The organism is Amycolatopsis sp. NPDC054798, from assembly GCF_053611505.1.
This window is the reverse complement of the sequence record NZ_JBSHAM010000086.1, coordinates 1-21,370: the sequence shown is the minus strand read 5'-3', so window position 1 is coordinate 21,370 and position 21,370 is coordinate 1. Positions and strand designations below refer to the sequence as shown.

The following is a 21,370-nucleotide window of genomic DNA, read 5'->3' as shown; positions in this document are numbered from 1 at the left end:
ACCCGCCGTTACGACCCTGCCCGTCAGTCCTGGTCGAACGCGGCGGCAAAGGTCGGAGCCAGCCGTTTCAGCTCGGCTTGCTGTTCGGCGGCGTTCGCGCGCCAGCCGACGGACGTGAGCGCGAGGGCGCGGTCGCCGTGGGCGAGCACCAGCACGCACCCGGCCACCCGAACACTCCGGAACTGCCCGCAGAACCCGAGCTGCGGATCGGCGACCCCGGGGACCGTGAACCGCGTCTTCACCGCGAGTTCCTCGTCGTTGACCACAGCTTTTCCGCAGTCGAGCGCTTTGCCGAGGCCGGAGACCACCTGCTCCCCGGAGTAACCCTGGTACTCGGCGAGCAGCTGCTGGATCTGCACGTAGTCGGTGACCGACTCGGCCTGCGCGCCGTTCTGTGCGGCGGAATCCCACGGCTGGTCCGCGCCGCACGCCCGCACGAGGCGCAGCGGAGTGTGGGAACCGACCAGGTACGGCAGCCGCTTCCGCATGGACCGGGCACCCGCCGCGGAGAGCTGTTCTTCGCTGGGCAAATACTTGGTGAGGTCTTTCGCGACCGGGGCAGCCGAAGCCGCCGCCGAACTGGACGGCGGCACCGACGTCGCGGAACTCGGCGCCGGAGCAGCCTCCGGAACCTCGGCCGCGCACCCCGCGACCAACAGGACGAGCCCGGCCGCCCCAAGCGCAATACGCATGATCCTCCCCATTTCGGGAGAAAGATCGCCAGACTTCAGTCCAGTGTTACGACCCGGCCCAGCCCCGCCAGGTCCGCACCTCGGTCACGACCACCGCGTGCTCCGGCGGCCTCTCTGCGTACTGCGGATACTTCTCCGCCAGCCACTCCGCGTACGAAGCCCGCGAAGCGTCCTCGACCACCCGCGCCACCCCGTCCGCCCGGGCCCACCACAACCGCGACCAGTCCTCGTCGTACTCGTCGGCCAGGAAGGACACCGACGGGTTCTCCGCGATGTTCGCCAGCCGCCGCAACGAGGTCGTGGTTTTCGGCTTGTGGTCGACCGCGAAAACGACCGTGTCGCCGCGCACCGCGAACGTCACCGGCACCAGATGCGGGACCCCGCGACCGTCCGCGGTGGCGAGCCGGGCCACCCGCGCGGCGGCGAACCGCGCCCGGGTTTCCACAGTGGACAGTCGCATCGGGGCTCAGTCCAGCGCGGGGGAGCCGAGGGTCAGCGTGCCCAGTTCGGTGTCGAGCGAGGCGGACACGCCCAGCGGCAGCGTCGGCGACCCCGCGACGTGCCCGAAGCCGAACCCGCTCAGCACCGGAACCTCCAGCGGCGACAACCGTTCCGCCAGCAGTTCGCGGACCTCCGCCGGATCGCCGCACGCGGCCCACGAACCCAGCACGATCCCGCGCACGCCGTCGAACCAGCCGGAACGCAACAGCTGCGTCACCATCCGGTCGATCCGGTACGGGCTCTCGGTCACGTCCTCCAGCAGCACGATCCCGCCGCGCGCGGACCCCTGCTCGGCCGTGCCGATCCCGGACGCGAGCAGCGACAGGTTCCCGCCGACCAGCACGCCCAGCGCCCGGCCCGGCACGACCACGTCCGGCTCCCTGGCCCGCAGCACCCGCGTGTGATCCGGTTCGAACAACGTCCGGCGCAGATGTTCCGACGCGGTTTCGTCGAACAGCACGCTCGCCGGCATCGGCGAAAGCAGCGTGGCGAGGTCCAGCCGCGCGTGCACGGCACGGTGCAGCGCGGTCACATCGCTCGACCCGGCCAGCACCTTCGGCCCGGCCGCCCGCAGCGCGTCCCAATCCACCAGATCGAGCATCCGCTGCGCGCCGTAGCCGCCGCGCGCGGCGAGCACGCACCGGACTTCCGGGTCCAGCCACGCCTCGGTGAACTCCGCCGCCCGCGCTTTGTCCGGCGCCGCCAGGTAGGACTGTCCCGAAGCCCGCACCCCGGCGCCGATCCGCACCTTCACGCCCCAGCCGCGGAGCACCGGCAGCGCGGCGTCCAGCAGGTCCTGCGGCACCGGACCAGACGGCGCGACCAGCGCCACGGTGTCCCCGGCGGAAAGTCTGGCGGGCCTCACCGGGACAGCTCCAGCCGCGGCACGTCCGGAGTCTCGAAGCCGAACACCTGACCGTAGAAGGAAAGCTCCGCCTCCAGCGCGGCGACGATCGTCTCTGCCTTCCGGAACCCGTGCTGCTCGCCCTCGAACCGCAGGTACGCGTGCGGGATCCCGCTGCCGTCGATCCCGGCGACGAACCGGTCCGCCTGGTCCGGCGGGCAGATCTCGTCCTCCAGCCCCTGCAGGAACAGCACCGGCCCGGCCAGCGAGCCCACGTGCGTCATCGGCGAGCGCTCCCGGTACCGGTCGGCCGCTTCCGGATAGGGGCCGACCATGCTGACCAGGTACTGCGACTCGAAGTCGTGCGTCTCGCCGCCCTCGCCGGTCCAGCCGGCGAAGTCGAGGATCGGGAACTTCACCGTCGCCGCGGCGTAGGTACGGGTCATCGTGATCGACGCCGCCGAGGTGAACCCGCCCGCGCTGCCGCCGCGGATGCCCAGCCGGGTCCGGTCGGCGATCCCTTCGGCGACCAGTGCTTCGGCGACCGCCGCGCAGTCCCGCACGTCCACCACGCCCCACTGCTCCCGCAGCCGCTCGCGGAACGCCCGCCCGTATCCGGTCGAGCCGCCGTAGTTCACCGCGACGACGCCGATGCCGCGGCTGGTGAAGTACGCGAAGTCCAGGTCGAGCGATTCGTCGCTGTGCCCGGTCGGCCCGCCGTGCACGTGGACCACGTACGGCGGCAGTTCGCCTTCGGGCGCGACGAAGTCCGGGTTGGTCGGCGGGAACACGTATGCCGGGATCTCCGCGCCGTCGGGCCCGGTGAAGACGCGCTCCTGCGGGACCGGCAGGTACTCCGCGGGCGGCAGCGAGGCAGGCTGCGGCGTGAGTGCGCGCCACTGCCCGGTGGCCGGGTCCAGCACTACGACCGCGCTCTCGTGCCGGGGCCCGCCCGCGATCCCGGCGATCCCGTCCGGCGTCGCGACCAGTCCGCTCGACGACCACACGGTCAGTTCGGTGTCGACGCGCGTCACCGAACCGTCGCTTTCGTCCAGGATCGCCGCCCGGCCGGAGTCGAGGACCGCGTGCTTCCCGCCGCCCAGCGGGGCGAACCAGCTGGTGCCGAGCTTCCACATCGGACCGCCCAGCTCGCGCTCCGCCGGCGCGAGATTGACCGCCGAACCGTCCAGCCCGACCCGATGCAGGTTCCACCAGCCGTCCGGGTCCGCGAGCACGAGCAGCTGATCGGCGGTCTCCCACGCCACCTGGCACACCGCGACCTTCGGCCCGCCCGCCAGCACGCGGGCGTCCCCGAACGAACCGTCGGCCGCCACCGGCGCGACGAACAGTTCGGTGCCGTCCCATGGCATCGCCGGGTGGTCCCACGCGATCCACGCGGCGTGCGCGCCGTCCGGCGACAGCTGCGGCGCGGTGAAGAACCGGTGCCCTTCGGCCAGCACCCGTTCGGCGGAGCCGTTCAGCGGGATCGCGACCAGCTCGCGGGAGATGTCCGTGCGCCGCGGCCCGGTGCTGCGCTCGCGGACCGCCCACACCTCGCCCGCGCGGCCGGGCCGCAGATCGCCGTACCGGACGCCTTGCGGCGTGGCCGGTTCCGGAGTCAGCGCGGAGACCTCGCCGTCCTTGAACGCGTACACCCGCTGATCGGCCCAATGCGTGAAGACCACGACGCCGTCGACCGCGAGCCACGGCCGTCCGCCGTACTCGTGCACCCGGTTCCGGACGTTCCACGGCGCGGGAAGCACGTCCTCGACGCCGCCGCCGGGAAGCGCGCGCACGAGCGCGACGCGGCCGCCTTCGGCAGGCCGCGCCTCCGCCCACCAGAGCGCGCCGTCGACCGCGGCGAGCCATTGCGCGCCGCCGCCGGCGGCCGCGGCGTCAGCCGCTGTGACGGGAGAGGTCCAGGTTCCATGAGGAGAGATGCGAGGCACCCGGAAAGCCTAACGAGGATCCGCTGCGTGTCCGGATCCGCACGCACCGCGCAGGAATCGCGCGCGAACTTCTCTCAACCCGGGGCGGCGGATGCCGATCATGCGTCCGTGGCCTAGGGTCGAAGACGCTATGTCACGCGTAATCCACGTCTTCCGCAAGCCCGACCGGTTCGTGGCCGGCACGGTCGGCGAGCCCGGCGACCGCACCTTCTACCTCCAGGCGACGGAGGACGTGCGGACGATCAGCGTCACGATCGAAAAACAGCAGGTCGTCGTCCTCGCGGAGCGGCTCGGGTCGCTCCTGGAGGAGGTCGCCAGCCGGTTCGGGGCCGACGTGCCCGCCCACGCCCCCGACGACGAGGTCGACGTGGACCCGCTCGCGGTGCCGGTCGAGGAGGAGTTCCGGGTCGGCACGATGGGGCTCGGCTGGGACGCCGACTCCGGCGCGGTCGTCGTGGAACTGCTCGCGATCACCGAGGGCGAAATCGACGAGACCGTCGTGCTCGACGACACCGAGGAGGGCCCGGACGCGGTCCGCGTGTTCCTCACCCCGGTCGCCGCCCGTGCCTTCGCCGAACGCGCCGACCGCGTCGTCAACGCCGGCCGCAAACCGTGCCCGCTGTGCGGCGAACCGCTCGACCCGGCCGGGCACATCTGCCCGCGGCAGAACGGGTACCGGCGCGACGTCGACGTGACCGAGGACTGAGGGCGGCCGTGGCGAACACCGCGCCAGGGCCCGCCGACCCCGCCGCCCGCGATTTCGTCTCCCGCGGCCGCATCGACGTCGAGGGCAGGCTGGTCGACGCCTCCAACGTCACGCTGTTCTGCGCGATCGAACTCGACGGCGTCACCGGCCGCGTCGTGTACAAGCCGGTGTCGGGGGAGCGGCCGCTGTGGGACTTCCCGGACGGCACCCTCGCCGGCCGCGAGGTCGCGACCGCGATGATCTCCGACGCCTGCGGCCTCGGCGCGGTCCCGCCGACCGTGCTGCGCGAAGGCCCGTTCGGACCGGGCATGGTGCAGCTGTGGGTCGAAACCGACGAGGACGCCGAAGTGGTCGACGTCTGCCCGCCCGACGAGGTCCCCGACGGCTGGCGCACCGTGCTGCACGCGCACGACCGGCTCGGTGAACCGGCGGTGCTCGTCCACGCCGACCACCCGGACCTGCGCGAGCTGGCGGTGCTCGACATCGTCGTCAACAACACCGACCGCAAGGGCGGGCATCTGCTGGCCGGGACCGACGGGCACGTCTACGGCGTGGACCACGGCATCTGCCTGCACACCGACCCGAAGCTGCGCACCGTGCTGTGGGGCTGGATCGGCGAGCGGCTGCCCGAGGACGCCGTCGAGAAACTCCGGAAGCTCCGCGCGGACCTGGACGGCCGCCTCGGCGCGGAACTCGGCGAACACCTGACCGCCTTCGAGATCCGGGCGCTCTCGCAGCGCACCGACTATCTGCTCGCCGAGGCGGTGTTCCCCGAGCCCGGCGACGACTGGCGCGCGATCCCCTGGCCGCTGTTCTGATGGCGGGGCCCGTGACCAACACCGACAACGCTCTGCTGGACGCCGCCGCCCGCGCCCGCCTCGTCAGCCGCTTCGGCCCGGCCGCGCAAGCCTGGTGCGACGCGCTGCCCGCGCTCGTCGACCGGCTCTGCCGCCAGTGGGGTCTCACCGTCGCCGAAGCCCGGTCCGGCAACACCGGCCGCACCCTGCTCTGCCGCGACGGCGAGGGAAAGCTGAAGGTGCTCAAACTCTGCCCGGACCGCGCGATCGCGACCGCGGAGGCCACCGCGCTGGGCTCGTGGGCGGGGCTGTCGCGGGTCGTGCAGATCCTCGACGCCGACCTCGACCACGGCGCGGTGCTGCTCGAAGGACTCGAACCCGGGGACACCTTCACCGGACGCGGCGCGGACGTCCCGTGGGACCAGATCGGCGAGCTGCTCGCCGACGTGCACGGCGTCCCCGCCGCCGGTCCGTTCCCGACGCAGCTCGAACGCGTCCGGTTCATGTTCGGCCTCGCCGAGCAACGCCTCGCCGGGTCCCCGGCCGAAGCGCACCTGCCGCTGGAGTCGCTGCGCACCGGCCTCGCCCGGTCCGAGAAACTCGCCGCCAGCGGCCCGATCGCCCTTGTGCACGGCGACCTGCACCCGGGCAACGTCCTCGACGCCGGACCGGACCGCGGAGCCGTCGCGATCGACCCGCGCCCGTGCGTCGGCGACCCGGCCTTCGACGCGGTCGACTGGGCAGTGCTGCCGATGGCCGAAGGCGGCGCGGTGGAGGACGGGATCGCCAAGCTGCCGCATCTGGACGGAGACCGGGTGCGCGCGTGGTGCGTCGCGCTGGCCCCGCTGGTCGCGATGGGCCCGCTTCGCCGCGGCGGGCCGACGCCGTTCACGGACGCGGTGCTGCGGATGGCGAGCTGAACCCGTCCCCGGCGTGGCGGCGGGACGACCCGCCGCTGCGCCGATAACGTGCCCGACCGTGCGCTATCACGACGTGCTGTCCGGCCCCCGCAAGCGCAAGGTGCCGGAGGTCCCCGCCGAGCCAGGGCTCGTGGTCGAAGACCCGGCCAGCGGCTACTGCGGCGCGGTGGTGAAAATCGAGTACGGCAATGTCGTCCTCGAGGACGCCAAGGGCCGCCACCGGGTCTTCCCGCTCGCGCCCGCCGCGTTCCTGCTGGAAGGAAAGCCGGTCACGCTCGTGCCGGTCAAGAAGGCCGCCGCCCCCGCCCGGCAGGTGTCGGCGTCGGGCTCGGTCCGCGTGCAGGGCCTGCAGGCGCGGGTCGCGCGCGACTCCCGGATCTGGGTCGAGGGCAAGCACGACGCCGAACTGGTCGAACGAGTCTGGGGACACGACCTGCGCGTCGAGGGCGTCGTCGTGGAACCGCTGGACGGCGTCGACGTACTGGCCGACCGGATCGCCGAATTCGGCACCGGGCCCGGCCGCAGGCTCGGCGTGCTCGTTGACCACCTCGTGGCAGGCAGCAAGGAATCCCGGCTGGTCGGGCAGATCCGCGACGAGCACGTCCTGGTCACCGGCCACCCGTACATCGACGTCTGGCAGGCGGTGAAACCGGCGTCGGTCGGCATCCGCGCCTGGCCGGAGATCCCGCGCGGGACCGAATGGAAGACCGGCATCTGCGACGCGCTCGGCTGGGGCGAGCCGTACGAGGGCTGGCAGCGCGTGCTCGCCGGGGTGCGCAGCTTCCGCGACCTCGAGACACCGCTGATCGGCGCGGTGGAGCGGCTCATCGACTTCGTGACCGATCCGGGAGACGACGCTCCGTAGTGTCCGGTTTGCCGGGAAAATACAAGGTCACGCGTCGGTCACGTCGAGTAGCTTGCCCGGTGCGAAGCGACGCGATCTGAGAGCATGAGGGCATGGCAGCGGCTCTGATCTGGCTGATCATCGGCATCGTCCTGATGATCGCGGAGGTGATCTCCGGGGACTTCGTGCTGATCATGCTCGGCATCGGCGCGTTGCTCGGAGCCGGTTCGGAAGCGCTGACCGGCAACATCTTCATCGACGTCGCCGTGTTCGCGGTCAGCTCCGTCGGTCTCCTCGCACTGGTCCGCCCGGCGCTCAAACGCCGCTTCCTGTCCGGGTCGGGCATCCCGACCGGCATCGACGCGCTGGTCGGCTCCCGCGCCGTCGTGGTGTCCACTGTGGACTACGATGCCGGCCAGGTGAAAATCGGCGGCGAGGTGTGGTCGGCGCGCGCCGTGCACGAATCCCAGCCGCCGATCGCCCCGGGCACCAGCGTCACGGTCGTCGAGATCTCCGGCGCCACGGCCGTGGTGGACATCGTCTCGTGAGGCTCCGTCCGAGGAAAAACGGTACTAGGTAAGGGGAAACGCTCTTGTCGACAATAGCGATCGTCGTGGTCGCGCTGCTGGCTCTGTTCGTCATCATCACAGTGGTCAAGGCGATCATGGTGGTGCCACAGGCCCAGTCGGCGGTGATCGAGCGGCTCGGCCGGTTCCGCACGGTCGCTTCGCCCGGCCTGACCTTCCTCGTCCCGTTCCTGGACAAGGTGCGCGCGCGGATCGACCTGCGCGAGCAGGTCGTCTCGTTCCCGCCGCAGCCGGTGATCACCGAGGACAACCTGACGGTGAACATCGACACCGTCGTGTACTTCCAGGTCACCGACTCGCGCGCGGCGGTCTACGAGATCTCGAACTACATCATCGGCGTCGAGCAGCTCACCACCACCACGCTCCGCAACGTGGTCGGCGGGATGAGCCTGGAAGAGACGCTGACCTCCCGCGACTCGATCAACACCCAGCTGCGCGGCGTGCTCGACGAGGCCACCGGCCGCTGGGGCATCCGCGTCGCCCGCGTCGAGCTGAAGGCGATCGAGCCGCCCGCCTCCATCCAGGACTCGATGGAAAAGCAGATGCGCGCCGACCGGGAGAAGCGCGCGATGATCCTCACCGCCGAAGGCCAGCGGGAATCGTCGATCAAGACGGCCGAAGGCCAGAAGCAGAGCCAGATCCTCGCGGCGGAAGGCCAGAAGCAGGCCGCGATCCTCGCCGCGGAAGCGGAACGGCAGTCGCGGATCCTGCGCGCACAGGGTGAACGGGCCGCTCGCTACCTGCAGGCGCAGGGCCAGGCGAAGGCGATCGAGAAGGTGTTCGCGGCGATCAAGGCCGGCCGCCCGACGCCGGAGGTGCTGGCCTACCAGTACCTGCAGACGCTGCCGCAGATGGCGCAGGGCGACGCGAACAAGGTCTGGATGATTCCGAGCGACTACGGCAAGGCCCTCGAAGGCTTCGCCCGCGCGCTGGGCGCCCCCGGCGACGACGGCGTGTTCCGGTACGAGCCGCCGAAGGACGACACCCCGGACAAGCCGGACCTCGACGACGACGAGGTCGCCGGCTGGTTCGACACGAGCAGCGACCCGAAGGTCGCCGAAGCCGTGGCAGCCGCGGAAGCGGTGGCGCGCAAGGAGGTCGACGGACCGCTGGGCGCTTCGTCCGAGCACCCGCGCCGGGCGATCGGGGCGAGCAAGGCCGAGACGCCGGAACCGGTGCGGGAAGAGGAGCCGCCCGCCCCGCCGGAGCGGCCGCAGCAGCCCAGCACGCCGCCGCCCGCTCAGCAGCAGCAGTCGCTTCCGCAGCCGCATCCTCCGGCCGCGCCGCAGGGCGGGCCGTACCAGGGCCCGCCGCCGCAGCAGTTCGGCGGACCGCAGGGGCCGGGGCACGCGCCGGGCAGCGGGCCGTTCCCGCAGCAGGGGCCGTTTGGCGGACCGCAGGGCGGGCCCCCGCCGCAGCGCTGATCGCTTCCCGAAAGGGGGCTGTCGCACCGATTTCCGGTGCGACAGCCCCCTTTTTTTCATAGATCGCGATCCGTCAAAGAATCTCGCGCCTGGTTGTCGAATCCGGCGGCGCGCGATCGACGCGTGAGTGAGAGCGGGTCGCAGCAGGCTGGGTACGCGCGAAGGAGGAACTGGAGTGCGGACATTGCACATCGGATTGCGGGTGACCGACCTCCACCGATCACTGGCGTTCTACACGGCGATCGGCTACGAGGTCGTCGGCACGGTGCCCGAGACGCCGATCGGGCAGCTGACCATGCTCAAACTCCCCGGCGACGAGTTCGTTGCCGTCGAACTGGTGCACGACGGAAACCCGGTCGAGCGCGGCACCGACGTGAGCCACCTTGTCGTGCAGGTCGAGTCGATGGCCGACACGCTCGCCGTGCTGACCGCCCGCCGGATCGAGCCGATCTCCCCGGTGCACGAACACGATCAGGGCATGAAGACGACGTTCCTCGCCGACCCGGACGGTCGCCGAATCGAACTCGTCCAGTGGCCCGCAGGCCACGCCGACGGCATGACCGCCGCCGACTTCCTCGAAAAGGAGAGTGAGAAATGAGCAGGACACCAGTGCGGCTGTACATGTCCGTGTCGGTCGACGGCTACATCGCCGGGCCGGACGACCGGCCCGGCCAGGAACTCGGCCGCGACGGATTCCGGTTGTTCGACTGGCTCGACGACCGGATGTCGGAGGGAGTCAACGGCCAGGTGTACGCCGAGGCGTCGGCGACTGGTGCGGTGATCTCCGGACGCCGCACCTTCGAGCTGGCCAAACGGTGGCGCGGCGACCACCACGACGGCGTCCCGATCCACGTGCTCACCCACCACGTCGACCCGGCCGACAAACCACCGGGCAGCGCGAAGTTCTACACCGACGTCGACGCGTGCGCCGACGAGGCCCGGGCCAAAGCGGGAGATCGAGCCGTGCTGGTCCACGGCGCGGGCGCGGCGCAGGCACTGCTGGCAGCGGACCAGCTCGACGAGATCGAACTGCACCTCGTCCCGGTGCTGCTCGGCGAGGGACGGCGGCTGTTCGAACCGACCGGGCTCGGCCACGTCGAACTCGAGCCCGTGCGGCGGCTTGAAGGCCGCGGCGTCACCCATCTCCGTTACCGCGTAGTCCGGACCGCCCGGTGAGGTCCGGACTACGCGGCTGCGGTCAGCGGGCGTACACGCTGAGATCGTCGATGTCGGCCTTCGAACGATCCGGCAGCGCGAGCACGCAAACGACGGTCACCACGACCGAAGCCACGATGTAGATCGAGATCGAGTACGGCGTTCCGGTGGTGTGCAGCAGCCAGGTCGCCAGCAGCGGTGCCGGGCCGCCTGCGAACACCGACGCCAGCTGATATCCCAACCCCGCACCGCCGTAGCGCAGGTGCGTCGGGAAGCTCTCGCCGATCAGCGCCGCCTGCGGGCCGTACTGCATCGAATGCGCCACCAGCGACAGGATGATCGCCAGGAAAATCATCGCGTGGCCGCTGTGGGTGAGCACGGTGAAGTACGGGAACGCGATCACCCCGGTCAGCACCGCGCCGGTCAGATACACCTGTTTGCGGCCGATCCGGTCGGAAAACTGCGAGAACAGCGGGATCAGCAGCAGCTCCGCGGCCGCGCCGACGAGAACCGCGTTGAGCACGAAGGTTTTGCTGAACTCCGGCCGCTGCACGACATAGACCAGGACGTAACTGGTGAACAGGTAGAACGGCATCTGCTCGCTGAACCGCAGCCCGGCCGACAGCAGGATCTCCCGCCAGTGGTGCCGGACGACATCCTTCACCGGGGCCTTCGAGGTGCGCTTGGCCGCGACCGCGGCGGCGAACATCGGCGTCTCCAGGATCCGCAGCCGGATCACCAGGCCGATCGCGACCAGGACCAGGCTCAGCAGGAACGGGATCCGCCAGCCCCACGAGGAGAAGGCTTCCGGGGACAGCGTCGCGGACAGCAGCGTCATCCCGCCGGTGCCGAGCACAAGTCCGACCGGGACCCCGACCTGGGCGAAACTTGCCAGCAGCCCGCGCCGTCGCTGATCGCCCCATTCCATCGCGAGCAGCACCGAACCGCTCCACTCGCCGCCGATCGCGATGCCCTGCACCAGGCGCAGCAGCACGAGGATCAGCGGAGCCGCGATGCCGATCGTCGCCGCCCCGGGCAGCAGGCCGACCACCGCCGACGACAGCCCCATCAGCAGAAGCGTCACGATGAGCGTCGCCTTGCGGCCCAGCCGGTCGCCCCAATGGCCGAAGATCGCCGCGCCGACCGGGCGGGCGGCGAACCCGACCGCGTAGGTGGCGAACGACTGCATGACCCCGGCGTAGGAGGAGGACGCGGGGAAGAACAGATGGGGAAAGACCAACGCCGCGGCGGTGTTGTAGAGGAAGAAGTCGTACCACTCGATCGTGGTGCCGATCGAACCGGCCAGGGCCGCCCGGCATACCTGCACCCGGCGGTCGCCGGAGGAAGCTTGGACTGACTGGGTGACTTCGTTGTCGCCTAGAGTCATGGTCGTGCACCTCTCGTGACGGTCGTCACACCATAGTGTGGATGAGCGGCAGAGGTTTGACGATTCCTGACCCTTGCTCCGGACGGGTTGTTTCCGCCCTTCCGCCGCGCCGCACCGACCTGGATCGGGCGCCGCGCGGCCGGGACGCGCGACTACCATCACAGCCGTGACGGAGGACAAACCGCTGCGCGCCGACGCGCGGCGAAACCGCGCGAAGGTGCTCGAAGCCGCCGAGACGGTGTTCGCGGCGAAGGGCACCGGTGCGCCGACCGAGGAGGTCGCGCGCGAGGCCGGCGTCGGCATCGGCACGGTGTTCCGGCACTTCCCCACGAAAGAAGCTCTGCTGGAAGCCGTGCTCTACGCGCGGCTGCACCGGTTCGTCGACGAGGCGGACGCCGTCGTCGCGCAGAACGCCGCCGACGCCGGGGCCGCGTTCTTCACCTTCCTCACCAGCTGGATCGAGATGTCCAGCGCCAAGAACGCCTACTTCGAAGCGCTCACTTCCGCCGGCGTGTGCGTGCCCAGCACGGGTTCGGTGATCGGGGAGCGGCTGCGCGAATCTCTCGGCGTGCTCCTGCGCCGCGCGCAGGACAGCGGCGCGGTGCGGCGCGACGTCACCACGACCGAGCTGATCCCGGTGATCATCGGAACCGCGAAGGCGGCCGAGCACGTCGGGGCCGATCGCGAACTGCGCGACCGCACCATCGCGATCCTCTTCGACGGCCTCCGCCCCTGAGTCAGGCCAGCAAGCCGCAGGTCCGTCGTTTCCGGTGGCACGGGCTGCCAGCTTGCCGCGCACGTCGGGCACAGTGTGAATTCCTCCGCGCCCGCAACACGTCTTGTCTGCGCCGCAGGCTCTCCGGGGTGCCCTCGCCAGGGCTGCGCCGTAGTGCGCGGGCACCGTGACCGAGGCGGGGGAGCCGGGCCTAAACTGAGGCAATGACCAACCGCTTAGTCTGTATTGGCGATTCGTTCACCGAAGGCGTCGGGGACGACGACCCGTCCGCGCGCAACGGGGTGCGCGGGTGGGCCGACCGGGTCGCCCAAGTGCTGGCCGCGAGCGAGCCCGGGTTCCGGTACGCCAATCTGGCGGTGCGCGGGAAGCTTCTGCCGCAGGTGCTGAACGAGCAGGTCGAACCGGCGCTGGCGATGAAGCCGGACCTCGTCACCGTCTACGCGGGCGGCAACGACCTGATGCGGCCGCGGGTCGACGTCGACAGCCTCGCCGACTCGTACGAGCGCGCGGTGGCCCGGTTCCGCGCGGCCGGGGCGCAGGTGCTGCTGTTCACCGGGGTCGACGGGGTGGAAGACGCCCTGTTCCGGCAGATCCGCGGCCGCGTCGCGATCTACAACGAGCACGTGCGCGGCATCGCGGCCCGGCACGAAACGCTGCTGGTGGACATGTGGTCGATGCGCCAGCTGCGGGACCGTCGCATGTGGTCCCCGGACCGTCTGCACCTCAACGCCGCCGGGCACACCGAAATCGCCATCGCCGTCCTCGACGCGCTGGGCGTGCAGCACAGCCTCGCGCATGCCGCGCTCGGCCCGCGCCCCCGCCTGTCCGCGCGGGAACAGCGCGCGGCGAACCTCCGCTGGGGCCGGGAGCACGCGCTGCCTTGGATCGGCCGTCGCCTGCGCGGCGAATCCTCCGGCGACACGATCGCCCCGAAGTACCCCGAACTGCAGCCGTTCGCCGAGACCGTCAAAGCGGCCGACTGACCCCGCTGCCTACCCCGCCAGCTGCCGCGCGCGATGGTCGGCGACGTTGACCCGCGTGCCGCAGCGAGTGGAACAGAACCGCCGGCGCCCGTTGCGCGAGGTGTCCACGAACGCGACGTCGCACCCCTCGCGCGCGCAGACGCCGAGACGGTGCGGCTCCTCGCACACCAGATGCGCGAGCCCGCCCGCAGTGTAGGCGTGGAACCGCTCGACCACCCCCGCGCCTTCGCTGGAGTAGTGCAGGTGCGGCGCTTTCCCGTCGTGACTGGCGATATTCGGCCGGCACGCGGCGACGGCGAGCAGTTCGTTCACGAGAGCGACCCGCTCGGCCGTCGTCTCCGCGACGAACACCCGGTGCAGACGCCGCCCCCACGCGAGGATCTGCCCCGCCTCGTCCGCGGAGATGCGCGGCAGCACCATGTCGTGCGCCTGTCCGGCCGCTCGCACCTCGGCGGCCGTGACGTCGTCGCGCTGGGCAAGGGTCGCCAGGTCGGCGGCTACTTGCGCGCCCGCGCCGCCGTAAGGATTGAAGTGCACTCGACCATTACAGCACGATCCGCTCCGGGAAGAAAGCCCGGCGGAAAACGTTTCTCCGGAAAATAAGATTGACGCCCGGCTTCGCGGTGGGCGAAGATGATTCCACCACAGCGGATGAAGGAGCGGACATGACGAACACGCGAATGCGGGAGATGCGAGGCCAATCTCCGGCCGCGGTCCGCGCTGCGCAGTGTTCGCTGGTCGATCAGCGCCGCATGTGCCACAAAGACGGATTCCAGGACGGTGTCCGCTCCCTGACTTGACGCAGCAGCCGCTGCGCACCGGGAGCCGCCCGTCGGGAAACCGATCCGGGCGGCTTCTTTCGTCAGGGCATTCTTGCGCAATTAATTCGGGCCGACGCGCTTTTTCGCGACGGTATTTCCCTGCTGCCCATTTCGCGACGGGCGCGGTTCATTGACAACTGCACAGCGGAGCAATACATTTCCGAGACTCGTCCCCGTCGCCTCACCCGCGGCCAGGACGAGCGCCGGGTCCGGCGGCCGACCGCCGCCGGACCCGCACGGTGAAGACGGGGCGGCGGCCGCCCCGCCCGGCGGTGATCCGGGCGCCCGTCAGCGGCATCGGGGGTTCGACTCCCTCCTTCACCTCTGCGCCCTGGACAGGGCGTTTCACGCGGTCGTGGTGAACTCGGCGGACACGTCGGTCTTCCAAACCGAAGAAGAGGGTTCGATGCCCTCCGGCCGTTCGCGGTCCGGTGCGTCTCGGCGCCGGACGCACACCCCTGTAGCTCAGCGGGAAAGAGCGCCGCACTACGAATGCGGAGGTGCCAGGTTCGAGTCCTGGCAGGGGTACGGGCCCGGCGCCGGGGGAGCGCCGGCGCCTGCTTGCTCACGTGGCCCAGCGGCAAGGGCACCGCACTGTCGATGCGGGGATCGCGGGTTCGAGTCCCGTCGTGAGCGCTGGTCCGGCCCGGAGCCGGACCTCCTCCGGATGCGAGGGGCATCGGCGACCCCGCCTGGTTCGGGACCAGGAGACACCGCGTTCGATCCGCGGGCATCCGACTCGTTCCCGGTTGGTGTAACCGGCAGCACCGCGGATTTTGGATCCGCAGGCCCAGGTTCGAATCCTGGACCGGGAGCCCGTGCCCGTTCGTCCAACTGGCAGGACGCCGCGCTCTGGACGCGGAAACCGAGGTTCGAACCCTCGACGGGCAGCACACCCGCATCGCCCCGGGCCGTTAGCTCAATCGCGCAGAGCAGCCGGCTTTTACCCGGCGGGTTCAGGGTTCGAGTCCCTGGCGGCCCACTCCGGCGTCCGAAGCCGGGAACGCAGGTTCGACTCCTGCCGGGGGCACTGGTTGCCCGGCGATCGATCGTCAGCATATGCTGACGGCCATGTCGATAGCCGCGGATCTCGACCAGGCCGTGCACAGCACCGACCCGGACGCCGGGCTGCGGGCGATAGCCCGGCTTCGCACGCTGGTCGAGCAGCTGGAGGCCGAGCAGGTAGCGGCGGCGCGGCGGAACGGATGGTCCTGGCGGGACATCGCACTCCGCCTCGGCGTCACGAAGCAGACCGTGCATCGCAAGCACCACCGTGCCGAGGGGGCCTGATGTTCCGGGGAGACCATCCTGAGCTGAGCCGGGTCGTGAGCCGGGCGATCGCACTGGCGCGCGGCTTCGAGCATCCGCGCACCGGAAGCGAGCACCTCCTGCTCGCCCTCGCCGCAGGCGGCGGCTCCGTCGCCGCGGTGCTGGCGGACCACGGGGCGACCGGCGAAGCGATTCGCCAGGCTGTTCTTTCAGCTGCCCCCGCAGGCGCCGGCGCCGCCGCGGACCGGGCAGCGCTGGCACCGCTCGGGATCGATTTCCACGGCCTGACCGGGGCAGTACTCGACCGCCCCCCAGCGCGGGGACCGTTGCTGCCGCTCGGAATGGCGGAAGCGCGACGACGATGCGCCCGGCAGAAGCCCCCGCTCGGACTCGATGCGCAGGCGGCGTACGAGGCGTCCCTGCGGCTCGCGCTCGCCCGCCGGGAACGGGAACACCGGACCGAGCATCTCGCTTTCGTGCTGGTCGCGCTCGATCCCGGCGCTTCGTGGGTGTTCGACGTCGCGGGCGTGGACGAGCGAACGCTGCTCGCCGGCCTCGCCGCGGCCTTCCCGGTCCCGCGGCGCAATCCGGTGTTGCGAGCCGAGCGACGGCTCGGGCAACAGGTCCGCCAACGCGACCTCGTCCGGCGCTATCAGCGCACGACGGGGAGGACTGTTTCCGCGGCGCACGCCGTCGCCGCCCTCATCGCCTGACTTCCGCGCGCAGATCTGTCCGCATTGGACGCTCCTGGCGCGATTTCCGCTGCGAAGCAGCACCCCGCGCGCGGTTCGGCAACCAGCGAGGCCTCATAAGCCCCGCCAACGTGGATCGGCACCACGGCGCGCGACCGGCCCGCTTCACGACGGTCGTGGCACGGCCTGCAAAGCCGTGATTTCCGGGTTCGACTCCCGGGCGGGCCTCCGCGATCGTCCTGCTCCGCTGTGCAGAACCAGTAAGGGTTGAACTGCACTGAACCATTACTCCACGATGGCAGCCATGGAAGAAAACCGTTGCCCTCGCTGTGGCTGGCCCCTGGCCGAGCTGCCCGCCTCCGCTGTCGTGCCCGCGTCCGCGGGGAGCCGGACCGAGTATCTGCGTTGTGTGTGCGGCAGCTGGATCGCCCGGCTCGGCGGCGTGGTCGTGGGGTCGACCCGGTCGCGCTGACTACCAGTGCCCGGGGCGGTCCAGCCGCGGCGGGAGCTTGGTCTCGTGGTCGCCGCGGGCGGCGTTGACCTGGGACTGGGTAAGGAAAATGCTGCCGGTGAAGTCGGCGCCGCGGACGTCGGCGTCGCGCAGGTCCGCGCCGATCAGGTCTGCGCGGCGCAGGTCCGCGCCCCGGAGGTCGGCCGCGATCAGGTAAGCACCGCGGAAGTTCGTGCTGCGGAGGTCGGCGCCAGCGAGCTTCGCGCCGATCAGATCGGCGCCGCGGCGCTCCTTCTTGCGCCCGGCTCCCGCGCGAACCAGTTCGCTCGTGCGCGCCAGCAGCGGATTCACCTGGGCGCGACGGGCGTTGACGTCGATCTTCAGCACCGCGTCCGCGTCCCCGGCTGTCAGCTGTTCGAGGTCGGCGATCTCCGCGTCCAGCTCCGCGTGGATCTCGCGGGCCGCGGACAGCGAACGCGCCTCGGTGAGATACCAGAGCAGCTCGTGCAAATCCCGCATGACCGGCAGCGCGGCGAACATCCGCTCGCGGGTTTCCGGAGCCTCGCGCCAGCTCCGGCCGACGAACGTCACCTGCGAAACTTGCTGTCCGGCGCCGAAGCAGTCGTATGCGGTGCAGCCCGCGAAGCCCTTGGGACGCAAGCGATCGTGGATGCCGCAGCGGTAGTCGGCCTGCAGGTTCGGGCACGGGTCGCCAGCACGCTTGTCGATGGCGAAGTCCGCGGATTTGGTGAAGGTGAGCGCGACGCAGCAGAGTGCGAAACAGCTCGAGCAGTCGGCGGTCAGGGTGCGGGGGTCGGACAAGGTCTCTCCAGCGAAGGCGGGCGAACCTGTCCAGGGTAGTCGCCGCTCAGCTGACGGCGACGCAAGCCCGCTCACGCGCGGAAGCGGTCCACAGGTCGCCGAGACGAACGGACGGCGGTAGCGCTCAATGCGTCGCGAGGCCGTGAAAAACCAGGTCGAGCAGGCGAGCCGCCTGGCCGGGCGCGTCCGGTTCCGTCTCGGTGACCAGCGCGACGGCGTTGACCAGTTTGAACACCTGCCCGACCGTAACGCCTGACCGGACTTCGCCAGCGTCCTGCGCCCGGATCAGAAGTCCTTGCGCTGCCTCGAAAACCGCCGCACGGCAGGTCGAGCTTTCCTCGCCCAGCGCGGCCAGTAGCGACGCCGCGAGCCCGCGTTTCGCGCTCCCGTGCGCGATGACCTCGCCCAGCCATTCCTTCAACGCCGCGCCCGGCGACGGTGCGGACATCAGTTCGGCGGCCTGACGGCACAGAGCGTCGATGTGGTCGCGGAAGACCGCCTCCAGCAGCGCCTGTCGGGTGGGGAAGTGGCGGTAGAGCGTGGCGTTCCCGACGCCCGCGTGCTGTGCGATGTCGTCCAGCGGCGCGTCGGTCCCCCGCTCGGCGAAGACGTTCCGCGCGGACGCCACGAGCCGGTCGTAGTTGCGCTGGGCGTCGGCTCGCATCGCCGTCTCCTGGTTGCCTAATCGGGGACTGTCCCCGTATCTTAACCGAAGAAAAACGGGGACTCTCCCCGGTTGAGTGGAGTCCGGGCTGCGGCAGCAGGGAAAGCCTGGTAGCAGGAGGAAAAATGCCCACCATTCTCGTCACCGGAGCCACCGGCACCCAGGGCGGCGCGACGGCCCGCGCGCTGCTGGCCGCCGGACAGCGCGTCCGCGCCCTGGTCCGCGACCCCGGCGCACCGGCCGCGCGAGCCCTCGTGGACGCCGGTGCCGAACTCGTCCGCGGCGACCTGGGAGACCGCGCTTCGCTCGACGCGGCCGGCAAAGGCGTCGACGGGGTTTTCAGCGTGCAGCCGACGCTCGGATATCCCGGCACGCCGCCCGGGTTCACCATCGACGACGAACTCCGCTACGGCCGCAACGTCGCGGACGCCGCCGCAGCTGCCGACGTCCAGACCTTCGTGTACGCCTCCGTCGGCTCGGCCGGTGCGGTTCATGGAGAACCAGATCCACCCGCAGATGGGCGTGCGCGACGGCGTGCTGACCGACGTCTTCCTGCCCGAATCGCCGGTCCAGCTCGTCGCGGCCGCCGACATCGGCGCGTTCGCCGCCTTGGCCTTCGCCCGTCCGGCCGAGTACGCCGGGCGGACGATCGAACTGGCCGGAGACGAGCTGACCATGCCGCAGATCGCCGAGGCCATGGCGCGGGCGCTGGGCAAGCCCGTCACGTACCGGCCGATCCCGCGCGAGGCGCTGACCGTCCGCGATCCGGACGCCGTGGCGGGCTACGACTTCGCCAACAGCGGCGGCTGGCACGCGGACATCCCGGCGCTGCGCGAGGAACATCCGGACTTGCTGGACTTCGCCGCCTGGCTCGGCCGGCAAAATCTTTCTTGAGCGGACGATCCAGAATGACGTAAGCTGTGGCCATGGTCCGGACACGCGAGTTCGACACCGAGGCCGCGGTGGGCCGTGCGATGGAGCTGTTCTGGTCGCGCGGCTACGAGGCGACCTCGGTGCGGGATCTGACCCAGCACCTGGGAATCGGGCAGGGGTCGCTGTACGCCGCCTTCGGCGACAAGGACGGCCTGTACCGAGCCGCGCTGGAGCACTACCGCACCACGCTCGCGGCAACCGCCCTCGACAGCCTGAAAAACGGTGCCGACGCCCGCTCGGCGATCCGGACGCTGCTGGTCGAGCGGGTCCGGATCGCCGCGGCGGACGATGGCCGGGGCTGCCTTGCGGTGAACGCGGTCTGCGAGCGCCTGCCGGGGGACACTGCGACCCGGCGCACCGTGCGGGACATGCAGGACGCCAGCCAGGAAGCGATCGCCGAAGTGCTGCGCGTCGCGGCGGAACGCGGCGAGATCACAGCCCGGCACGATCCCCGTACGCTGGCTGCCTTTCTGGTCACGTTCCTCAATGGACTCCTGGTCTCCGCGAAGATCACTCCGGACGCCCGAACCCTCGAACCCCTCGTGGAGGTAGCCCTGGCTGCCCTCGGCTGAGCTTTGCTGCCCTCAATCTGGATCGTTCGCTCAAGAAAGGAAAATGATGCACGACCACAACGGAACCCCAGTCCGCACCGGCCGCGCCACGGTCAACGGAACGAGCCTGCACTACCGGACAGCGGGCTCCGGCCCCGCGGTGGTGCTGCTGCACGGCGTGCCCAAGACCGGCTACCACTGGCGGCACCTCGTCCCGAAACTCACGCCGCACTACACGGTCGTCGTCCCGGACCTGCGCGGCCTCGGCGATTCCGCCCGCCCCGCGGACGGGTACGACTCCGCCACGATGAGCGAGGACGTCGCCGAGCTGATGGCCGCCCTCGGCCACGAGACCTACGCGGTCGTGGGCGAGGACTGGGGCGCGGTGATCGGCTACCAGCTCGCCGCCCGCCACCGCGACCGCGTCACGTCCCTGGTGTTCGCCGAGGCGCTGTTCCCCGGATTCGGCTTCGAGGACCACACCGCGCTGACCGCCGAAAACGTCGCCAGCGGCATGCACCTGTGGCATCTCGGCTTCTACTTCCAGCCGGACGTCCCCGAAATGCTCATCGCCGGCCACGAACGCGAGCTGATCACCTACATGATCAAGTTCGAGCGCAGCCGCCCGGACAGCGCCACCGCGGACGCGATCGAGGAGTACGTGCGCTGCTATTCGATGCCCGGCGGCATCCGCGCGATGCTCGCGATCTACCGGGCGATGCTCGTCGACGCCGAGCAGAACCGGCAAGCGGCGCAACGGAAACTGGACCTCCCGGTCCTGGCGCTCGGCGGGTCGGCGTTCATCGGCGAACGCGCCGAATCCCAGATGCGGATCGTGGCCCGCGACGTCACCGGCCTCGTTTTCGACGCCGGGCACGACCTCGCCGAGGAGGTGCCGGACGAGATGGCCGACGCGCTCCTGCCGTTCCTCGCCAAGCACCAGTAGCCCGCCGGGGAGTCAGGACAGGGGATGGTCGATCTGCTCGCGCAGGATGTCGCCGTGTCCCGCGTGCCGGGCGCATTCCTGGATCATCCCGAGCAGTGTCCAGCGCATGCTGATGATTCCTTCGCCGGGGAACTCCTTGGTGTCGTCGAGTTCGAAGCGCGCGGCGATCTCCCGCGACCGCTGGGTGGCGCGCTCGTACTCGGCGATCACATCGGTCACGGTCTCGTCGTCGGCGACGGTGAAGGTGCCCAGGTCTCGCTTCGAGTATCCGTCGCATTCGGACTCGTCGAGGCCCGCCCAGAACCGCTGGAACCAGATCCGTTCCGCCGCGGCGGCGTGCTTGACCACGGAAATCGGCGTCGACAGCGACGCGACGAGCCGCCGCCGGGCGTCGGCTTCGGACAGGCCGCGGAGCGTTTCCGCCAGTGCTTCGCGGTTGCGGTCGAGCGTGTTTTCGAGAAGTGCTCGTTCGGTGCCGTTGGTGAGGCGTTCAGTGGGCATGGCTCTACTCCGTTTCTCGGGCATGGCTGGGCTCGCGGACGCGTCCGCATGACGGGGACGGCCTGACGAGGCCGGGATCGTTGAAGTGCTCACCGGGAGCGCGCCGACGCGGGCCAGAAAGCACCGCAGGCGAGAGGTCCGCCGGGAAGAACCGGCGACTGAACGCATTCAACCACAACCCGGCCGGGTGTGGGT

General features: G+C 70.7%; 24 protein-coding genes, 7 tRNA genes and 1 pseudogene. 23 read left to right on the top strand and 9 right to left on the bottom strand.

The genetic code is table 11. The annotated features are described in order from the left end of the window. Window positions 1–23 precede the first annotated feature (23 nt). Genes ACWGIC_RS35760 through ACWGIC_RS35745 form a run of 4 tightly spaced genes read right to left on the bottom strand, consistent with a single transcriptional unit; the run spans window position 24 to window position 3,986 of the window. Complete coding sequence (locus ACWGIC_RS35760; protein WP_452080348.1) at window positions 24–692, bottom strand: hypothetical protein; 669 nt, start codon at window positions 690–692, stop codon at window positions 24–26. A 46-nt stretch (window positions 693–738) separates the two neighbouring features. Continuing rightward, the gene (locus ACWGIC_RS35755) at window positions 739–1,152 is read right to left on the bottom strand and encodes a TIGR03668 family PPOX class F420-dependent oxidoreductase (RefSeq protein WP_452080347.1); all 414 of its coding nucleotides are present in this window, start codon (window positions 1,150–1,152) and stop codon (window positions 739–741) included. 6 nt (window positions 1,153–1,158) lie between these two features. Next, window positions 1,159–2,058 (bottom strand): S66 peptidase family protein, encoded by a 900-nt coding sequence (locus ACWGIC_RS35750; RefSeq protein WP_452080346.1) that lies wholly within the window; start codon window positions 2,056–2,058, stop codon window positions 1,159–1,161. Beyond that, complete coding sequence (locus ACWGIC_RS35745; RefSeq protein ID WP_452080345.1) at window positions 2,055–3,986, bottom strand: prolyl oligopeptidase family serine peptidase; 1,932 nt, start codon at window positions 3,984–3,986, stop codon at window positions 2,055–2,057. The genes ACWGIC_RS35750 and ACWGIC_RS35745 overlap by 4 nt, the downstream gene beginning before the upstream one ends. 130 nt (window positions 3,987–4,116) lie before the next feature. Between ACWGIC_RS35745 and ACWGIC_RS35740 the strand changes: the two genes are divergently transcribed. The 8 genes from ACWGIC_RS35740 (at window position 4,117) to ACWGIC_RS35705 (ending at window position 10,440) form a co-directional block, all read left to right on the top strand. Continuing rightward, the gene (locus tag ACWGIC_RS35740; RefSeq protein WP_452080344.1) at window positions 4,117–4,692 is read left to right on the top strand and encodes a DUF3090 domain-containing protein; all 576 of its coding nucleotides are present in this window, start codon (window positions 4,117–4,119) and stop codon (window positions 4,690–4,692) included. Window positions 4,693–4,700: 8 nt separating this feature from the next. Next, window positions 4,701–5,510: an SCO1664 family protein gene (locus ACWGIC_RS35735; RefSeq protein WP_452080343.1), complete on the top strand. Its 810-nt coding sequence runs from the start codon at window positions 4,701–4,703 to the stop codon at window positions 5,508–5,510. After that, complete coding sequence (locus ACWGIC_RS35730; RefSeq protein WP_452080342.1) at window positions 5,510–6,409, top strand: phosphotransferase; 900 nt, start codon at window positions 5,510–5,512, stop codon at window positions 6,407–6,409. The genes ACWGIC_RS35735 and ACWGIC_RS35730 overlap by 1 nt, the downstream gene beginning before the upstream one ends. A gap of 58 nt (window positions 6,410–6,467) precedes the next feature. Continuing rightward, window positions 6,468–7,274 carry a DUF3097 domain-containing protein gene (locus ACWGIC_RS35725; protein ID WP_452080341.1) on the top strand — a complete coding sequence of 269 codons (807 nt, stop codon included), beginning with the start codon at window positions 6,468–6,470 and terminating at the stop codon, window positions 7,272–7,274. 92 nt (window positions 7,275–7,366) lie between these two features. Continuing rightward, the gene (locus ACWGIC_RS35720; protein ID WP_452080340.1) at window positions 7,367–7,801 is read left to right on the top strand and encodes an NfeD family protein; all 435 of its coding nucleotides are present in this window, start codon (window positions 7,367–7,369) and stop codon (window positions 7,799–7,801) included. A gap of 116 nt (window positions 7,802–7,917) precedes the next feature. After that, complete coding sequence (locus tag ACWGIC_RS35715) at window positions 7,918–9,264, top strand: SPFH domain-containing protein (protein ID WP_452080361.1); 1,347 nt, start codon at window positions 7,918–7,920, stop codon at window positions 9,262–9,264. Between the two features lie 175 nt (window positions 9,265–9,439). Continuing rightward, on the top strand, window positions 9,440–9,862 hold the full coding sequence (locus ACWGIC_RS35710; protein WP_452080339.1) for a VOC family protein: 423 nt from the start codon (window positions 9,440–9,442) through the stop codon (window positions 9,860–9,862). Then, entirely contained in the window at window positions 9,859–10,440 is a 582-nt protein-coding gene (locus ACWGIC_RS35705) for a dihydrofolate reductase family protein (RefSeq protein WP_452080338.1), read from the top strand. The genes ACWGIC_RS35710 and ACWGIC_RS35705 overlap by 4 nt, the downstream gene beginning before the upstream one ends. A gap of 22 nt (window positions 10,441–10,462) precedes the next feature. Here the strand turns inward: ACWGIC_RS35705 and ACWGIC_RS35700 are convergent, their stop codons facing one another. After that, window positions 10,463–11,806, bottom strand: a complete 1,344-nt coding sequence (locus ACWGIC_RS35700; RefSeq protein WP_452080337.1) for an MFS transporter — start codon at window positions 11,804–11,806, stop codon at window positions 10,463–10,465. Between the two features lie 166 nt (window positions 11,807–11,972). Between ACWGIC_RS35700 and ACWGIC_RS35695 the strand changes: the two genes are divergently transcribed. Beyond that, window positions 11,973–12,542, top strand: coding sequence for a TetR/AcrR family transcriptional regulator (locus tag ACWGIC_RS35695; RefSeq protein ID WP_452080336.1), 570 nt, complete (start codon window positions 11,973–11,975; stop codon window positions 12,540–12,542). Between the two features lie 203 nt (window positions 12,543–12,745). Continuing rightward, window positions 12,746–13,525, top strand: a complete 780-nt coding sequence (locus ACWGIC_RS35690; protein WP_452080335.1) for an SGNH/GDSL hydrolase family protein — start codon at window positions 12,746–12,748, stop codon at window positions 13,523–13,525. A 9-nt stretch (window positions 13,526–13,534) separates the two neighbouring features. Here ACWGIC_RS35690 and ACWGIC_RS35685 read toward each other — a convergent pair whose 3' ends face one another. Then, window positions 13,535–14,062: a CGNR zinc finger domain-containing protein gene (locus ACWGIC_RS35685; RefSeq protein WP_452080334.1), complete on the bottom strand. Its 528-nt coding sequence runs from the start codon at window positions 14,060–14,062 to the stop codon at window positions 13,535–13,537. Between the two features lie 633 nt (window positions 14,063–14,695). Here ACWGIC_RS35685 and ACWGIC_RS35680 point away from each other — a divergent pair. The 9 genes from ACWGIC_RS35680 to ACWGIC_RS35640 all read left to right on the top strand — a co-directional run bounded on the left by ACWGIC_RS35680 (window position 14,696) and on the right by ACWGIC_RS35640 (window position 16,535). Beyond that, window positions 14,696–14,768: transfer RNA gene (locus tag ACWGIC_RS35680), tRNA-Gly, on the top strand. 32 nt (window positions 14,769–14,800) lie between these two features. Further along, window positions 14,801–14,874 (top strand) — tRNA-Arg (locus tag ACWGIC_RS35675). A 35-nt stretch (window positions 14,875–14,909) separates the two neighbouring features. After that, a tRNA-Asp gene (locus tag ACWGIC_RS35670) sits at window positions 14,910–14,982 on the top strand. A gap of 107 nt (window positions 14,983–15,089) precedes the next feature. Then, window positions 15,090–15,161: transfer RNA gene (locus tag ACWGIC_RS35665), tRNA-Gln, on the top strand. 4 nt (window positions 15,162–15,165) lie between these two features. Beyond that, a tRNA-Gln gene (locus ACWGIC_RS35660) sits at window positions 15,166–15,237 on the top strand. 17 nt (window positions 15,238–15,254) lie between these two features. After that, a tRNA-Lys gene (locus ACWGIC_RS35655) sits at window positions 15,255–15,328 on the top strand. An 89-nt stretch (window positions 15,329–15,417) separates the two neighbouring features. Further along, window positions 15,418–15,636, top strand: a complete 219-nt coding sequence (locus ACWGIC_RS35650) for a helix-turn-helix domain-containing protein (RefSeq protein ID WP_452080333.1) — start codon at window positions 15,418–15,420, stop codon at window positions 15,634–15,636. After that, window positions 15,636–16,328 (top strand): Clp protease N-terminal domain-containing protein, encoded by a 693-nt coding sequence (locus tag ACWGIC_RS35645; protein ID WP_452080332.1) that lies wholly within the window; start codon window positions 15,636–15,638, stop codon window positions 16,326–16,328. Before ACWGIC_RS35650 ends, ACWGIC_RS35645 begins: the two co-directional genes overlap by 1 nt. 136 nt (window positions 16,329–16,464) lie before the next feature. Further along, window positions 16,465–16,535, top strand: a tRNA-Cys gene (locus ACWGIC_RS35640). Between the two features lie 244 nt (window positions 16,536–16,779). Here ACWGIC_RS35640 and ACWGIC_RS35635 read toward each other — a convergent pair. Together ACWGIC_RS35635 and ACWGIC_RS35630 are read right to left on the bottom strand one after the other, a co-directional pair. Continuing rightward, window positions 16,780–17,580, bottom strand: a complete 801-nt coding sequence (locus tag ACWGIC_RS35635) for a pentapeptide repeat-containing protein (protein ID WP_452080331.1) — start codon at window positions 17,578–17,580, stop codon at window positions 16,780–16,782. Between the two features lie 124 nt (window positions 17,581–17,704). Continuing rightward, the gene (locus ACWGIC_RS35630) at window positions 17,705–18,244 is read right to left on the bottom strand and encodes a TetR/AcrR family transcriptional regulator (RefSeq protein WP_452080330.1); all 540 of its coding nucleotides are present in this window, start codon (window positions 18,242–18,244) and stop codon (window positions 17,705–17,707) included. A gap of 125 nt (window positions 18,245–18,369) precedes the next feature. Between ACWGIC_RS35630 and ACWGIC_RS35625 the strand changes: the two are divergent. The 4 genes and pseudogenes from ACWGIC_RS35625 to ACWGIC_RS35610 all read left to right on the top strand — a co-directional run. Beyond that, a pseudogene (locus ACWGIC_RS35625) lies at window positions 18,370–18,684 on the top strand (NmrA family NAD(P)-binding protein); the annotation flags it as partial. Window positions 18,685–18,736: 52 nt separating this feature from the next. Beyond that, entirely contained in the window at window positions 18,737–19,138 is a 402-nt protein-coding gene (locus tag ACWGIC_RS35620) for an NmrA family NAD(P)-binding protein (RefSeq protein WP_452080329.1), read from the top strand. A 32-nt stretch (window positions 19,139–19,170) separates the two neighbouring features. Then, a complete protein-coding gene (locus ACWGIC_RS35615) occupies window positions 19,171–19,749 on the top strand; it encodes a TetR/AcrR family transcriptional regulator (protein ID WP_452080328.1) in 579 nt (192 codons plus the stop codon). Between the two features lie 43 nt (window positions 19,750–19,792). Beyond that, a complete protein-coding gene (locus ACWGIC_RS35610; RefSeq protein ID WP_452080327.1) occupies window positions 19,793–20,674 on the top strand; it encodes an alpha/beta fold hydrolase in 882 nt (293 codons plus the stop codon). A gap of 12 nt (window positions 20,675–20,686) precedes the next feature. Here the strand turns inward: ACWGIC_RS35610 and ACWGIC_RS35605 are convergent, their stop codons facing one another. Next, window positions 20,687–21,175 carry a DinB family protein gene (locus ACWGIC_RS35605; protein WP_452080326.1) on the bottom strand — a complete coding sequence of 163 codons (489 nt, stop codon included), beginning with the start codon at window positions 21,173–21,175 and terminating at the stop codon, window positions 20,687–20,689. Window positions 21,176–21,370: the final 195 nt, after the last annotated feature.